Source organism: Aeromonas popoffii (assembly GCF_037818705.1).
Classification (GTDB): Bacteria; Pseudomonadota; Gammaproteobacteria; order Enterobacterales; family Aeromonadaceae; genus Aeromonas; species Aeromonas popoffii.
In genome coordinates this window covers 2,680,459-2,694,860 of record NZ_CP149129.1, presented here as the reverse complement: position 1 = coordinate 2,694,860, position 14,402 = coordinate 2,680,459, and the positions used below count along the sequence as shown (strand labels likewise).

Here is a 14,402-nt window from a genome sequence, read left to right as displayed (position 1 = left end):
GTTGCGCCTTACCCGTGGAGAAAAAGCGATGGCTGAATACAAGGTCAAATGGTTTGCAAGCGAGATGCAGGGCGCACCGAGTCTGGGCGATACCGCAGAGGGCGCCCTGGCGGCGCTACTCAAGGCGGTGCTGGTCACCGGCTTTGGCACCCTGACCATCAATGCGCTGGCTTTCGATGTCGCCAAGGGGTGGGCGGTGGCGACCTTTACCGGTGGGCATGCCTATCTGCAAGACTCAGTTGTTCAGGTCGAGGGGGCATCGCCTGCCGCCTACAACGGCGAGCATAGGGTGTTGCAGGTAACCGCCACTCAGGTCTGGTTTGAGATTGATGGCGGCAACCCTGGGGCACCAGGAACGGGCGCGGCCATGACCATGAAGGTGGCGCCGCTGGGCTGGACGATCACCCACGAAAGCGGGGACTGTAAGATCTTTATCGTGCGCCCCACCAATGTCAGCGAGTCGGGGAATGTATCGTTTCGGATTGATAACAGCGCGTTCAATGGCTGGACTGGTACTTATGGTTCAACCCACTACCTAGCAAAAATAACCATGGTAGAGGATGTAGTGGATATCAACACCTTTACCACTATCTATGACCATCGTTGGCCAGCGACCCAACGCTATACAGCAAAGACATGGGATCTTATCGGTGATCAACAGCTGTTCTATTGGTTACCATCTATCGGCAACTACAGTTTTCAAACGGTTTATTGTGCTGGATATATCAGGACAGTCAGGCCAGGAGATCGCTATCACGCCGTAGTTTGTCACTACTCCACGACAAACCCTGCTGACCCATTGGTTAGATGGGATAATCGAGACGCTATTAACCCTAATAACTGGGGTACATCGCTAACATCTTTTGATAATACAGAACAACGAGCCATTGCTCGCCCATATCATCAGCTATTTGGTGCCACGTCATGGTGGTTGAAAGGGATGTTTGGTCGTTTTGGTAGCGGCCTGGCTCAGCCAAATGGCCCTGATAATGGATTTTATTTATCAACTGATCCCTGCATGGTACTGGAGAACGGCAGCCATCTGCGCGGTTATATGCCTGGCCTTATCGTGCCATATGGTGATACAGGCGCTTGGCATCGTAAAAACTTTGGTGACTTGCCTGCGCTGCCAGGCAAGAGGGTGCGGTTTATCCGTGGCCTTTATCAGATAAATGTCCGTAGCGTAGATCCTCGCTCACTGATTGGGTTCGACATTACGGGCCCCTGGAGGTAAGTCATGGCAACTTTCTTACCGAGTAGGGGTTTCCTAGTTGTTGTGCAATCCCAATCTGGATCGGGAAATATCCCTTTTTACAACGTTGAAAGTTCGGACGGGCCTGATTGGGATGCCAATTTTGGCGAGACTGTAGATATAGGAATTTTCAAGTTTATCTACGGCTCTGGTGTTGGGGGGGATACGGGAGTGCTCCCTACCAAGACGATCTTCTTGGCACTCAGAAACTACGTTTTCAGGTTGGAAATAAGCAACGGAAACTGGAACCCAGATTATGCAGATATGGATTTGGAGTTTCTGGATGATGCCGGTGCGGTACTGGCAGCAATTCGCACCCGTTATGATGGAGCCTATCGCCATGGAATCTGGTATGGCCAGAACCTGGACAGCTTGACGAAGGCTGCTCAGTCAGGGGCATACCCTCTCACCTTTGGCGCCTTGAGCTTTACCGATAGTGCTTTAGTCTTTACCACTGACCCGGTGAGCAACCGCAACCAGTCGTTTAGTTTTGCCTGCCAACCGAAAAAATTTGCAGCGATGCGGTTTAGTAATCTCCGAGCCCAGTCAACGTATACAGGGACTGGTGTTGCTCATGTGCGGGTGATTATCCAGCAAAGCCCAACTCAATTTAATGGCGACTTTTCAGCACTGACAGCGGAGCAGTACACCGCCTTGCAGCCTGATTTGGTATTGCCAGCTGGTGCCGCTATTGCCCATCAACCTGGGGTTGGGCTGGTTGCTTCTGGCTCGGCGCCATCCTACGCCTGGGCTAGAAATATTTTGCCAGGCCAAACGGGAGTGCTGTTTGATGCGGCTGGCGCCGTGGTTGCCCAGCTGGCTTACCTCAATGGCGTGGCCAAGTTGAAGGTGGGGGGAGTAACGTCCGAGGGATCAACCGATGCCCCCTATCTGGGCTTGGCGGCCATCAATGGCCAGGTGTTCGGTTACTACCAGACCAAGGTGGTGGTGCGTTCATCGCAGTTTATTGCCCCACCAAAGAGCCGGATCTGGGTAGAGCTACAGCCTGGGCAGACGCTGGCCACCATAGGCACCGAGTTCACCCCGTTACTGCCCGAATACACCTATCTGGTATATCGCCATACCATCACCGCCGTTGCAGCCAACCAAGAGTCGCGTAGCCAATTCCAGCCACAAGATGTGGCATGGCGCGGCACCCCGCCGATGTATGCGGGGCCGGTCAACATCCAACAGCAGACCCAGTACCCGCTCTGCAAGGGACGGGACTATTTCTGGATCCGCGATGGGGTACGCAACGTGGAGCAGGGCTATATCGAGAGCACCGTGACCATCAGCGGGGTGGGAGTGCGGCGCCGGGTGCTCTGCTTCACCCAGGATGGCGAGCTGGTTGGCGAGACCTACAGCCGCGCATCGGATGGGGTCTATCGGTTCGATCTGCTGTGGCTGAATCGCCGTTATATGGTGGTCGCTCAGGACGACCCGGCATATGGCCCCGCCGACTACAACGCCGTGGCCGCCGACTATCAGGCGCCGAAACCATACCCGCCTGGCGGAGGCGTGGCGCCTGCGCCGTTCCCCATGATTGCTCCCCTCAAGAGGACATAACCATGCTCACCTATGCCGAAGGGCTGCGCACCAGTCGTGTCCAGTTATTGGCCACGGCCATTGATACGGGCACCGGGGCCAGTGCCAAGCTGACCATCTACACCGGCACCAAACCGGCGCCAGGGGCGGCCATCACCGACCAGCTGGCTCTGGTGGTGCTCACGTTCAACCACCCTTGCGCCAAGACGATCAGCGGTGGGGTGCTGACCCTGAAACCCCTGGCCGAGCAGATGGCCACTGGCAGCGGCGCCCCCACCTGGGGGCGCATTGTCGACCGGGATGGGGCCTTTGTGGCGGATCTCGATGTCGGGGTGCCTGGCAGCGGCGCCGATCTGGAGCTGCCCGCAGCGGAGTTTTTTGCCGGTGCGCTGATCCGCATCAATACCGCCACCATCACTGAACCGTAACCGGGGGGCCATATGGCCAGAAAGGATGCCAGCCTAGCGCTGCGTAAAGCTCGCAGCATCAACGGCCGACTGGAGCTGAACCAGTCTGAGGTGGTGCGTCTGGTCGGTATCCTTAACGGTACCAACTTGCCGCCGAGCCTGAGTGCGTCACCGGGTCTGGTGCTGGCATCGGTATTGGCTGGCGCCCCGCATCGCACCAGTGCTCAGCTGGGCTGTTCGGTGGTGTTGCCGGGGCGGCTGAGCAGCCATACCCATAGCCGGGGGGAACTGGTCGGCACGTTCGTCATTGAGTGCGTCATGGCCAGCACATCCCGCGCCCCGGTGCCGATGATCGCCGGGGAGTATGACCAGAACGTATTCCGGGGCCCTGCCAGTGCAATGGGGGATACTTGGGCGCGTGCGGATAGCCAATCCCAGGCACTCAGTAGCGAATGGCAGAAGGCAGGCACCGAGCGGGCAACCAGCCGCGACCTGTGGCAACAGGCAGACGCGCATCAGCAGCAGGTGGCCGAGTTGGGCGAGCAGATGCCCCAGACGTTCATGGCCAATCAACAGCGCTTTGCCGAGGGGCTGCCGGTCAGCCAGCAGAGCCGTCAGGGCAATGACAGCCTGGCCGCTGGCCATGTGGCGAATCAGTCCCTGTGGGTTGAGGCGGCGCCGGTTGGCAGCTGGCGCCTGGTCGGGTTCACCAACCCGCCGCGCTTTGACAAGTTTTGGCAGGCTGACCAGTGGCAAGAGGGTATCCCCATCGGTAAAGGGGTTGCCGCTCAAGCCTGGCACCACGGCAAGCCGCTGATAGAGGGCTGGCGTGATGGCTGGGACGAGGCCATGTGGCCACCCAAGGGCAAGACGCCGCCGCCAGAACCACCCAAGCCACCGATCCGCCCAGATAAGCGGGTGCTGCGCTTGGCGTTCGGGCGCAAGCGCGACACGGCAGAGCTGGAGTTTGTCTGGCAGGGCAGTGATGCGGCAATCGTCATTCCAACCCGGAGGGTTTATCTGGTGAGCAATACAGCTAAGATCGTGCGGGTACGCGATGGACTCGATATCCCAGCTACTGCGGTGAGTATCGAGCTCGATACCGACTCCTGGGCGTGGCAGTTCAGTGCCCAGATCCCCCGTATCGCGGCGGCTGCGTTGACCGATGAGGAAGAGGTCAGCATTCATATCAACGGTCAGCAATGGGACTGCATGTGCGATGGTTGGCAATCTAGCCAGAGCTTTGGCCGCGAGTCGGCAACGCTGACGGGACGCTCTCGCACCGCTTACTTGTCGCCGACCCATGTATTGGCGCAGGCGGTGAGTGAGCGTGCTGCTGCGACCATGGCCCAGCTGGCTGCGGCCGTATTGCCTGTTGGTTGGACGTTGGATTGGCAAGCGGCTGAGTGGTTGGTGCCTGCCGGGTTCTTTAGCCTGGATAACCAGACCCCGATCGAGGTGGTCAAGTATCTGGCCGAGGCGGCCGGTGGTTTTGTGCTGCCACACCAGCGCAACCGCCATCTGGTCATCAAGCCACGTTATCCCACTGTGCCATGGCAGCTCGATACTGCTCAGGCCGATGTGGCGATCCCCCGCGCCATCATTACCACCCTGGGCAGTGACTTCCAGCCGGGTCATGCCGCCAACGGGATCTGGGTCAGCGGTGGCCACCAGGGCATCAGTGCGCGGGTGGTGCGCCAGGGGACGGCTGGCGAACAGCAAGCGCCGACCATTACCCACCCATTGGTATGTGATGTGACGGCAGCCCGAGCCCAAGGTGTGGTGGGGCTGGCCAAGACCATGCCCAGGCGTACCCAGACCATCGAGCTGCCGTTGTCTGCTGATACCGGACTGATCCTGCCGGGCGCACTGCTCGCAGTGGATGGTTGGAAGGGCTATAACCGGGGCGTCAGGGTCTCTGCTGCGCTGCAGAATCGGGCCATGACGGTACGCCAGCAACTGAGTGTGGAGCGATTTGTATGAACCTGTTTAAGCGATTCCTGGAGCTGGTGCCCGGCGCTGATCCCTTGTTGGTTGGTACCGTGACAGCAGTAGGTACCACGACGACCACTCTCAGTTCGTTGGCGGGTGGGACGGTCACAGTACGGGGCACCGGGGTAGCCATCGGCAAGAAGGCATTTTACAGGGGAGGGGAGCTGGCAGGAGAGGCGCCGGATTTACCGACCTATGAGATAGAGGTTTAATGCCGGTTTAACCGGCTTATCAAACTCAGCGTTTCCGATGCCACCAAGTTTGATAAACTACTGGGCCGGTAGCTTTTCATATTCCCCGTAACTCTTTTTCATTTTCGGCGGCGGGCTACACATTTTCCCCGCAGTTCAACACATCAGAGCACCCTATCACGGCAAGATGAGGTATCTTATGCACCGATTTCATCCATTTAACGGATCCGAGACCCCCATATGATTATCAAACCCAAGGTTCGCGGCTTTATCTGCACCACCACTCACCCGGTTGGCTGTGAGGCCAATGTTCGTCGCCAGATCGCTTACACCCAAGAGCAGGGCATGATTGCCAATGGCCCCAAGCGGGTGCTGGTGATAGGCGCCTCCACCGGTTATGGTCTGGCCTCCAGGATTGCCACTGCCTTTGGTAGCGGCGCTGCCACCATTGGCGTCTTCTTCGAAAAGCCGAGCACCGAGACCAAGACGGGCTCCGCCGGTTGGTACAACTCAGCCGCCTTCGACAAGGCCGCCAAAGAGGCGGGTTTGTATGCGAAAAGCGTCAACGGCGATGCCTTCTCCAACGAGTGCCGCGCCAAGGTGATCGAGCTCATCAAGGCCGATCTGGGTCAAATTGATCTGGTGGTCTACTCCCTGGCCTCACCAGTGCGCAAGATGCCACAAACCGGTGAAGTCGTGCGTTCTGCCCTCAAACCGATCGGTGAGGTCTATACCACCACCGCCATCGATACCAACAAGGATCAGATCATCACCGCCACCGTCGAGCCGGCGAACGAGGAAGAGATCCAGAACACCATCACCGTCATGGGCGGTCAGGATTGGGAGCTGTGGATGGCTGCCCTGCGTGACGCGGGTGTGCTGGCCGACGGCGCCAAGTCCGTCGCTTACTCCTACATCGGCACCGATCTGACCTGGCCCATCTACTGGCATGGCACTCTGGGCCGCGCCAAGGAAGATCTGGACCGCGCCGCTACCGCCATCCGTGGCGATCTGGCTGCCAAGGGCGGCACCGCCCACGTGGCCGTGCTGAAATCCGTGGTGACTCAGGCCTCTTCCGCCATTCCGGTGATGCCGCTCTATATCTCCATGGCCTTCAAGATCATGAAGGAGAAGGGCATTCACGAGGGCTGCATGGAGCAGGTGGATCGCATGATGCGCACCCGTCTCTATGGGGAGGCGCTGGTACTGGACGAGCAGGCCCGCATCCGTATGGATGACTGGGAACTGCGTGATGACGTGCAGCAGACCTGTCGCGATCTGTGGCCCTCCATCACCAGCGAGAATCTCTCCGATCTGACCGACTACACCGGCTACAAGCAGGAGTTCCTGCGCCTGTTCGGTTTCGGTCTGGCCGAGGTGGATTACGAGGCGGATGTCAACCCGGACGTGACATTCGACGTAGTCGAGCTCTGATCCTGACGCAAGCGAAAACAGGGCCCCCTCTTTGGAAAAAGAGGGGGCTTTTTTTATCAACGCAATGGTGTTGAGGTTGTGTGGTTGCCTCGCACTATGGTCGTGAGAGGGATAGTGCCACATTGGTTGCCTGTATCATGGCGCGCAAGATGAAAAAAGGCTCCAAGGGAGCCTTTTATTGCGATGAGTTGTGCTTACTGCTTGTAACCCTTGAGGAAGCGGGCGAGGCGGCCAATGGCCTCTTCCAGCTCCTCTTCACGGGGCAGGAACACCAGTCGGAAGTGATCCGGCGCCGGCCAGTTGAAGCCGGTGCCCTGCACCAGCAGCAGTTTCTCTTGCTGCAGCAGGTCGAACACCATCTTCTGGTCATCGCGAATGTCATACACCTTTGGATCCAGGCGCGGGAACATGTAGAGCGCCCCCTTGGGTTTGACACAGGAGACCCCGGGGATCTCGTTGAGCAGCTCCCACGCCTTGTCCCGCTGACGGCGCAGGCGGCCGCCTGGCAGGATCAGCTCGTTGATGCTCTGGTAGCCACCGAGCGCGGTCTGGATGGCGTGCTGCATCGGCACGTTGGCACACAGCCGCATGGAGGCCAGCATCTCCAGCCCCTCGATATACCCCTTGGCACGGCCCTTGGGGCCGGTAATGACCATCCAGCCCTGACGGAAGCCACAGGCACGGTAGGCCTTGGATAGACCGTTGAAGGTCACCACCATCACATCGTCACACAGAGTGCAGACGCTGGTGTGAGAGATGTCGTCGTAGAGGATCTTGTCATAGATCTCGTCGGCGAAAATGATGAGGTTGTGCTGGCGGGCGATTTCGATCACCTCCAGCAGGAACTCGCTGCCGTAGACGGCGCCGGTCGGGTTGTTGGGGTTGATCAGCACCAGGCCGCGGGTGCGCGGCGTGATACGGGCGCGGATATCGTCGAGATCCGGATACCAGTCGGCGCCTTCGTCGCAGCGATAGTGCACCGCATGACCACCGGAGAGGGTGACGGCGGCAGTCCAGAGCGGGTAGTCGGGGGAGGGCACCAGCATCTCGTCGCCGTTGTTGAGCAGCGCCTGCATCGCCATCACGATCAGTTCGCTCGCGCCATTGCCGATGTAGATATCATCGATATCGACCTTGCGCATCCCTTTTTGCTGGTAGTACTGCATCACCGCCTTGCGGGCCGAGAAGAGCCCCTTGGAATCGCAGTAGCCCTGACTCAGCGGCATGTTGAGGATCACATCCTTGATGATCTCTTCCGGCGCATCGAAACCGAACGGGGCCGGGTTGCCGATATTGAGCTTGATAATGCGGTGGCCTTCGTCTTCGAGACGGCGAGCCTCTTTATGCACCGGGCCGCGAATGTCATAGCAGACATCGTCGAGCTTGTGCGACTTGTCGATAGTGAACATGGTGAGTGTGCTTCCTTCCCCGTGGGGACGCGTTGGCGAAAAAGGCGATTTTTAGTATCAAATTTCTTTTCCTCTATTCTTCACAGAATTGAATGCTAGAACAATCTTATTATTAGTAGAATTCCCTGATTTTTAGCCTTCAAACAGGGTTGCTGAAACGTTAAATTCAGCACAATCGTTTGTGTGAGCCGAGGTTCACTAGTGAAAGATGAGGGGCTGATTAACAAAGTTGCCCAACTGTGTTGAAATATTCGCATCCAATGGCACGATTGGCTTGCGATAAAAAGTCGTGGCTTGTCTCCTGTGTCGCGCCTTGGCGCGTCGTTGATGGGCCCATTTTGGTCATCTGTTGAGGTATTTCCATGCACGCACCCGCGCCCGGCCGTTATCGCCACTTCAAGGGAGGGTTTTATCAGGTGCTCACCCTGGCCCTGCACACCGAAACCCGGGAGCCGCTGGTGATCTATCAATCCGAGCAGGATGGGGTTGTCTATGCCCGTCCTGTCGCCCTGTTCATGGAGTGGATCGAGCATCAGGGGCAGGTGGTGAGCCGCTTCACCCCGACCGCGGGCTGAACGGCGGTTTGCACCATCAAAAAAGGCGCCATCAGGCGCCTTTTTCCCATGCGGGGGAGCTTACTGGTAGAGACCCAGGTTCTCTTTGGCATAGGCTTCGAAATCGGTGCAGCCACCAAGGTGCTGCTCGTCCAGGAAGATTTGCGGCACGGTATTGACCGGCTTGCCGGCGCTCTTGGCCAGATCTTCTTTGGTGATGCCTTCGGCGTGGATGTCCACGTAGCGGAATTTGAAGTCATCGCGCTGCTCGGTCAGCTGCTCGGCGACCTGTACGGCACGGACACAGTAGGGGCAACCCGGACGACCAAAAATCACTGCAAACATATTTATTCTCCGTTCTTTAAGCCGTTTTTGTATGGCCGTTGATATGAGGCCGGCAACAGCATAGCCATGCCTCGTGGCGACTTGAAGCCGAAATTATCGATACCGTGATTCGAGTGGGCCTATTGCCGCATCGCGGGTCGGCGATATGGCGATGGTTGCCACCCAATTCTCAGCCGCTCACTGCGGCTCGGCAATCTGGATCGGCTGCTGTTGATAGATGCTCTCAAGCACCCCTTTCTCGAACACTGTCCATGGCCAGGCGGCCTTGCTGGCGCGATAGCGCTCGTGGGTGGCGGGATCCTGCGACAGGCCGCGCTGGAACATCACGAAGGCCTTGCGCTGACCCCCGGCAGTATCGATGAAGCCGGCCAGATTGGAGGTGCCGGTGATGGTGCCGGTTTTGGCATGCACCTTGTTTTTCATCATGGGGGCGGTGACACTGCGCCGCCAGGCCAGGGTGCCATCCACCTGAGAGCTGGGCAGCAACTTGATGAGACCGAGTTCGGCATCGTTTTTCTGGATGAAGTTGAGCACCGATAGCATCTGGCGGGCGCTGATGAGGTTGTGGGCCGAGAGACCCGAGCCGTCGGCCAGGGTGGCGTTGCCCAGATCGATACCGTTTTTGGTCAGGATGGCACGCACTGCCATGGTGCCGCTGCGATAGCTGCCCGGCTTGTTGTAGTAGTGACGGCCCACGGTTTTGAGGAAGGTGTCGGCGTAGAGGTTGTCCGACTTTTTCAGCATCTTGGAGAGCATGATGGGCAATGAGACCGAATAGTGGGTGCCCAGCGTCTCGGCGCCGATCGGTACCTTGTGGGTCACTCGCAGCAGCCCCTCGTGCTTGATGCCGGCCCGGTTCATCGCCCAGCGGATGTTGTCCCAGCCCCAGGCTTCCACGTCATGGATGGCGAAACGCAGACCCTGAGGCTCCTTGTTCGGGGTAATACAGCCCTTGAGCTCGTAGAAGTTGCCCTTGGCCATGTCCACTTCCAGCGCGCAGAACTGGCGTGCCATGTCGCCGTAGCTCATCACTTCTACGTTGTCGGTACCGATGCCGATGGCCACGCCGGTGGCCACATTGCCGGTGGCCGGTTTGCCAATCTGGGTAGCGGTGATGGTGCCATAGGCGCAGTTCTTGTCGATGATGACCGACGATACAGGGGCAGCGAAGCAGAGGGTCTGATCCCCCCACGACCAGCCGTTGCCGCGCTCGTAGCCGTTGTAGGCGCCGGTGTTGACGTAGACATTGCCCTTGATGCGGGTGACGCCGAGTTGCTTGAACAGGGCCAGCAGATCCATTCGGGAGAGGGTGGGATCGCCGACGAAGTTGATCCAGATGTCGCCGTTGATAGCGTCACCCTGTTTGGCGCCCGGCTGGGCCTGAATATCGGTGGCAAAGCGAAAATCGGCCCCGAGCTCGAGGCGGGCGGCCAATGCGGTAAGCACCTTCATGGTGGAGGCGGGGGCGATCATCTGATCCGCATGACGGGCAAACTCAACGCCGTTATTGCCCTGCACTATGATGGCGTACTGGCCACCCTGAGGGGGCGTCAGCGGGGCGGCCTGAGCCGCCAGAGAAAAGAGAGCACAAAAACCAATCAACAGCCGCTGCATAAGATCCTCTAACGTGACGAAGGGTGTCGGCAGTGCGATGCCGACCCTGATAATTCAACCTGGTGTTACCCGTCGATGCGGGATCGACGGGGGTAACGCAATTCATGCCATTTATGCCGGTCGCCAGTGACTATCACGCCATCGAGTTGGCGGTGCGATAGCGGCCGTCATAATCAAAAATTTTCTCTTTTATCTGCCAAAAACGGCCCGATTTGCGGGCGATGACAAAATCCGGATGACGGAACTGACTTTGCGCGGCCAGCACGCTCGCCAGGGTGGTGAATTCGGGCTCCAGCCCCGGGGCGGGCCAATGATGACGCACAAAGCGCTGTTGAAACAAGCGTTGTGCGCCCGGGGAGTGAAAACCGAAGTATTCACTCAGGGTCAGACCATCCTCATCGTGGTAGGTCACCTCCAGCCGTTCCCCCTGTTTGCCGCGCCCTGCGGTGAGGGTCAGCCCCGCGCAGCGAATGACCATGCAATCCTTGAGATTGAGGGCTTCTTTCAGCTTGTCGTCCGGATCCACCAGTAGCTGATCGCAGCTCTGGCAGCGGCGGGCGGCGATGTCGTTTTCGGCGCCGCAGGCGGGGCAAATTTTTGACCGGAAGCGGTAGTCGCACTCCTCGCGGTTGCCCTCGTCATCTTCAAACAAGCCCTGACAGCGGCGGCCATAGTGCTCAATCACCTTGCCATCCTCATCGGTTTTACCCCAGAAGGTGTTGGCAAAGCCGCAGGCGGGGCAGGGCACCTGCACCGGCTCGGTGCCGGCGTGAGGCCTGGGCTCCCCCACCTCGGGGGCAAACAGATTGAAGTTGTTGCCCGCATAGTCGAGCACCAGACAATCGCTCTTGCCCGGCGAGAGGCGCAGGCCGCGGCCGACGATCTGTTGATAGAGCGAGACCGACTCGGTAGGCCGCAGCATGACGATGAGATCCACGTGGGGGGCATCGAAGCCGGTGGTGAGCACGGCCACATTGACCAGAAACTTGAGCTCTCGCGCCTTGAAGGCATGGATCAGGGCGTCGCGCTCCGGGCCCGGCGTCTCGCCGGTGATCAGGGCCGCTTGCTCCCCTTTGACGCCGAGCAGGCCGTGGACTTCGCTGGCATGCTCGACGGTGGCGGCGAAGATCATCACCCCTTGCCGGTCGGCGGCGTACTCCAGCACCTGGCTCAGGATATGGGGGGTAACCCGCTGCTGGCGTTTGAGCTCGCCATTGAGATCCGCCTCGCTGAACAGGCCGTTCTCCCGCGCCACCAGCTTGCTGAAGTCATAGTGGACGATGGGGGCATCGACGAGACGGGGTGGCGTCAGGTAGCCGTTTTTCACCATGAAGCGCAGGGGCAGCTCGAACACGCAGTCGCCAAACAGTCGCTCGCCGTGACTCTTCACCATGCCGTGGTAGTGGCGCCGGTAGATCCAGCCCAGCCCCAGCCGATAGGGGGTGGCGGTGAGACCGAGGATCTTGAGAGCCGGATTGGCGGCCTTGAGATGCTCGATCACCTGATGGTACTGGCTGTCATCATCGAGCGAAACCCGATGACACTCGTCGATGATGAGCAGCGAGAAAGCGCCGTCGAAGGCCGCCAGATTGCGGGCGACCGATTGCACCGATCCGAACACCACCTGCGCGCTCGCCTCCTTGCGATCCAGCCCTGCGGCGAAGATATCGGCCTTGAGCCCCCACGCCTCGTACTTGGCGTGGTTCTGCTCCACCAGCTCCTTGACGTGGGCCAGCACCAGCACGCGGCCACGCGCCTTGCGGGCCAGCTCGGCGATCACCAGACTCTTGCCTGCACCGGTTGGCAGCACCACCACGGCGGGGTCCGGGTGCTGGCGAAAGTGGCTGATCACGGCATTGACGGCGTCGGTTTGATAGGGTCTGAGAACGAACATGGGGAGTGGCGTTTGGGCATGGTGCGGCGCAGGATGGCGCCATTATAGGGATCTTGCTACCACAAAAACAGCGGGCCGGCATGATGCCGGCCCGCTGGGAGGGATTGTGCTGATTAATGGAACGGGAAGATGTAGTTCATCCAGCTCGCCATGCGCAGCAGTATTTTCCGCATCACGGAGACATGGTGGAAGTAGTGGGTGTAGACAGCGGCCTGCCCACTGGAGCCTGCAATCACCTGATACTTGGCCCACTCGGGGTCAGTGATGGAGATGACCACCGGCAGCCGACCCGGACGCACTGCCGTGCTCTGATCCAGTAGTCCCAGGTTGGCCTGTACGTTACCGGCGGCAATGGCCGGAACCACTGCCGTCACCTTGCCCTTGAAGATCTTGCCGGGCACGCCATCGATCACCACTTCCGCCTCGTCGCCGACGGCCAGACGCTGCATGCTGTTCTGCCAGAACCAGCCCACATAGGCGGTATCGTTCTGGTGGATGAAGGTCATCACCGGACGGTACATGAAGGGGGTGGCGATCATGCCGGGGCGCAGGGCCAGTTGTACCACATGGCCATCACTCGGGGCATAGACCACGGTTTGGGCCAGCTGATACTTGGCTTCCAGCAGCTGGGCTTGCAGATCGTTCAGGGTGGCTTTCTGCTGGTCAATCTGGGCCACGATATCGTCTACGTTGGCCTGGCTGACATCCAAATCTCGCTGTTTGCCTACATTGCGTTGCATCAGCTCTTTGGCGCGATCCCGATCCAGCTTGGCTGAGCGCAGTCTCGCCTCAATGGACTTGAGGTGCTCGCGGTTGGATTCGACCCGTGCGGTAAGGCTCTCCACTTTCAGGCGAAACGGCTCGCCATCGATGCGAAACAGCACATCCCCTTTTTTCACCGGCTGGTTGGCCTGCACCGGAACCTCAACGACCCTGCCCTTGACCAGCGGCACTATGGGGGTGGAGACATAGTAGTTGCGCGCCATCTCGGAGTAGGGGTGGTTGTAGTTCATCAGCATGATCAGGGTGCCGATGAGCACCACGCCACCCAGTGCTGCGGTGGGGACGGTCCACTTGTTGAGCGGAATGCGGAAAATCTTGAACACGGCCACGCACAGTGCTGTGTAGGTCAGGATCAGTAGCAGGTCCATGATTTATCCCTGTTGTTCAGTCTGTTCGATGGTATGGATGCGCGTTTTGAGATCGGTTAGCTCCTGCTTGAGCAGTTGTATCTCGTCCTCATCTTGCTGAAGGCGCTGGTTGAAGCCCCATCCCCGCTCGGGGCGATAGAGGGTGGCCCAGATCCAGAGGAATGGCCAGAGTACATGCAGGGTAAACAGACTGACCCATCCCGCCACGTGGATGGCATCCTGATGGGGGTGCTGGCGGTGTTTGGCTATTTCATAAGGAATATCGTGGATCACGATGACTCCGTAAAAAATGACCAGCCCGACAAAGATGAGCAGGCCAAGGGCAAAATAATCAAGGAACATGGGGTCTCCAGAGGTTTGATATACAACCAGTCATTGGATTCCATTTTTTATAAAGCAATGGGGAATCACACGTTTATCGGTTTTGAGGACGGCATCTTAAGCAACATTGTTGTACTGGAGCTTAAGTGAGTCTGAAGTCGTCAAACAGTATGGTGTGCCATACGTCGCAAGTCCAAAAAAGTCCTATCGATGACAATGACTTACTGGAGAAGTATGACACCACTGGCGTGAAATGAGTAATGAAAAGGGAGCCTAAATGGCTCCCTTTGTTT

Annotated in this window: 13 protein-coding genes; 7 read left to right on the top strand and 6 right to left on the bottom strand. The window is 58.7% G+C overall.

Annotated elements, in window-relative coordinates; genetic code table 11:
- The first annotated feature begins 28 nt into the window (after positions 1 to 28).
- The 6 genes from WJM78_RS12265 to fabV all read left to right on the top strand — a co-directional run bounded on the left by WJM78_RS12265 (position 29) and on the right by fabV (position 6,821).
- On the top strand, positions 29 to 1,234 hold the full coding sequence (locus WJM78_RS12265) for a hypothetical protein (protein ID WP_339009553.1): 1,206 nt from the start codon (positions 29 to 31) through the stop codon (positions 1,232 to 1,234).
- Positions 1,235 to 2,014: 780 nt separating this feature from the next.
- On the top strand, positions 2,015 to 2,818 hold the full coding sequence (locus WJM78_RS12260; RefSeq protein WP_339009551.1) for a hypothetical protein: 804 nt from the start codon (positions 2,015 to 2,017) through the stop codon (positions 2,816 to 2,818).
- Positions 2,819 to 2,820: 2 nt separating this feature from the next.
- Positions 2,821 to 3,225 carry a hypothetical protein gene (locus WJM78_RS12255; RefSeq protein WP_339009549.1) on the top strand — a complete coding sequence of 135 codons (405 nt, stop codon included), beginning with the start codon at positions 2,821 to 2,823 and terminating at the stop codon, positions 3,223 to 3,225.
- A gap of 12 nt (positions 3,226 to 3,237) precedes the next feature.
- On the top strand, positions 3,238 to 5,187 hold the full coding sequence (locus tag WJM78_RS12250; RefSeq protein ID WP_339009547.1) for a hypothetical protein: 1,950 nt from the start codon (positions 3,238 to 3,240) through the stop codon (positions 5,185 to 5,187).
- Positions 5,184 to 5,408, top strand: coding sequence for a hypothetical protein (locus WJM78_RS12245; RefSeq protein WP_139742731.1), 225 nt, complete (start codon positions 5,184 to 5,186; stop codon positions 5,406 to 5,408). Before WJM78_RS12250 ends, WJM78_RS12245 begins: the two co-directional genes overlap by 4 nt.
- 219 nt (positions 5,409 to 5,627) lie before the next feature.
- Positions 5,628 to 6,821: an enoyl-ACP reductase FabV gene (gene fabV / locus WJM78_RS12240; protein ID WP_275930036.1), complete on the top strand. Its 1,194-nt coding sequence runs from the start codon at positions 5,628 to 5,630 to the stop codon at positions 6,819 to 6,821.
- 194 nt (positions 6,822 to 7,015) lie between these two features.
- Here the strand turns inward: fabV and WJM78_RS12235 are convergent, their stop codons facing one another.
- Positions 7,016 to 8,230 (bottom strand): pyridoxal phosphate-dependent aminotransferase, encoded by a 1,215-nt coding sequence (locus WJM78_RS12235; RefSeq protein ID WP_029300366.1) that lies wholly within the window; start codon positions 8,228 to 8,230, stop codon positions 7,016 to 7,018.
- Positions 8,231 to 8,592: 362 nt separating this feature from the next.
- Between WJM78_RS12235 and WJM78_RS12230 the strand changes: the two genes are divergently transcribed.
- Complete coding sequence (locus WJM78_RS12230) at positions 8,593 to 8,805, top strand: DUF1653 domain-containing protein (RefSeq protein WP_042036731.1); 213 nt, start codon at positions 8,593 to 8,595, stop codon at positions 8,803 to 8,805.
- A gap of 60 nt (positions 8,806 to 8,865) precedes the next feature.
- On the opposite strand, the gene WJM78_RS12225 is transcribed toward WJM78_RS12230, so the two are convergent.
- From WJM78_RS12225 to WJM78_RS12205, 5 genes are all read right to left on the bottom strand, one after another.
- Entirely contained in the window at positions 8,866 to 9,129 is a 264-nt protein-coding gene (locus WJM78_RS12225) for a GrxA family glutaredoxin (RefSeq protein ID WP_042036732.1), read from the bottom strand.
- 177 nt (positions 9,130 to 9,306) lie between these two features.
- On the bottom strand, positions 9,307 to 10,743 hold the full coding sequence (gene dacB, locus WJM78_RS12220) for a D-alanyl-D-alanine carboxypeptidase/D-alanyl-D-alanine endopeptidase (RefSeq protein WP_339009540.1): 1,437 nt from the start codon (positions 10,741 to 10,743) through the stop codon (positions 9,307 to 9,309).
- A gap of 133 nt (positions 10,744 to 10,876) precedes the next feature.
- The gene (locus tag WJM78_RS12215) at positions 10,877 to 12,637 is read right to left on the bottom strand and encodes a DEAD/DEAH box helicase (protein WP_339009539.1); all 1,761 of its coding nucleotides are present in this window, start codon (positions 12,635 to 12,637) and stop codon (positions 10,877 to 10,879) included.
- A gap of 113 nt (positions 12,638 to 12,750) precedes the next feature.
- Positions 12,751 to 13,788: an HlyD family secretion protein gene (locus WJM78_RS12210; RefSeq protein WP_339009537.1), complete on the bottom strand. Its 1,038-nt coding sequence runs from the start codon at positions 13,786 to 13,788 to the stop codon at positions 12,751 to 12,753.
- A gap of 3 nt (positions 13,789 to 13,791) precedes the next feature.
- Positions 13,792 to 14,130: a DUF3302 domain-containing protein gene (locus WJM78_RS12205; protein ID WP_042036741.1), complete on the bottom strand. Its 339-nt coding sequence runs from the start codon at positions 14,128 to 14,130 to the stop codon at positions 13,792 to 13,794.
- Between the last annotated feature and the right edge of the window lie 272 nt (positions 14,131 to 14,402).

Bases quoted from the DNA above. Each gene is read 5' to 3' on its own strand.
- WJM78_RS12210 (WP_339009537.1), bottom strand. From the start codon at position 13,788: ATGGACCTGCTACTGATCCTGACCTACACAGCACTGTGCGTGGCCGTG.
- dacB (WP_339009540.1), bottom strand. From the start codon at position 10,743: ATGCAGCGGCTGTTGATTGGTTTTTGTGCTCTCTTTTCTCTGGCGGCT.
- fabV (WP_275930036.1), top strand. From the start codon at position 5,628: ATGATTATCAAACCCAAGGTTCGCGGCTTTATCTGCACCACCACTCAC.
- WJM78_RS12245 (WP_139742731.1), top strand. From the start codon at position 5,184: ATGAACCTGTTTAAGCGATTCCTGGAGCTGGTGCCCGGCGCTGATCCC.
- WJM78_RS12265 (WP_339009553.1), top strand. From the start codon at position 29: ATGGCTGAATACAAGGTCAAATGGTTTGCAAGCGAGATGCAGGGCGCA.
- WJM78_RS12250 (WP_339009547.1), top strand. From the start codon at position 3,238: ATGGCCAGAAAGGATGCCAGCCTAGCGCTGCGTAAAGCTCGCAGCATC.
- WJM78_RS12215 (WP_339009539.1), bottom strand. From the start codon at position 12,637: ATGTTCGTTCTCAGACCCTATCAAACCGACGCCGTCAATGCCGTGATC.
- WJM78_RS12205 (WP_042036741.1), bottom strand. From the start codon at position 14,130: ATGTTCCTTGATTATTTTGCCCTTGGCCTGCTCATCTTTGTCGGGCTG.
- WJM78_RS12225 (WP_042036732.1), bottom strand. From the start codon at position 9,129: ATGTTTGCAGTGATTTTTGGTCGTCCGGGTTGCCCCTACTGTGTCCGT.
- WJM78_RS12255 (WP_339009549.1), top strand. From the start codon at position 2,821: ATGCTCACCTATGCCGAAGGGCTGCGCACCAGTCGTGTCCAGTTATTG.
- WJM78_RS12235 (WP_029300366.1), bottom strand. From the start codon at position 8,230: ATGTTCACTATCGACAAGTCGCACAAGCTCGACGATGTCTGCTATGAC.
- WJM78_RS12230 (WP_042036731.1), top strand. From the start codon at position 8,593: ATGCACGCACCCGCGCCCGGCCGTTATCGCCACTTCAAGGGAGGGTTT.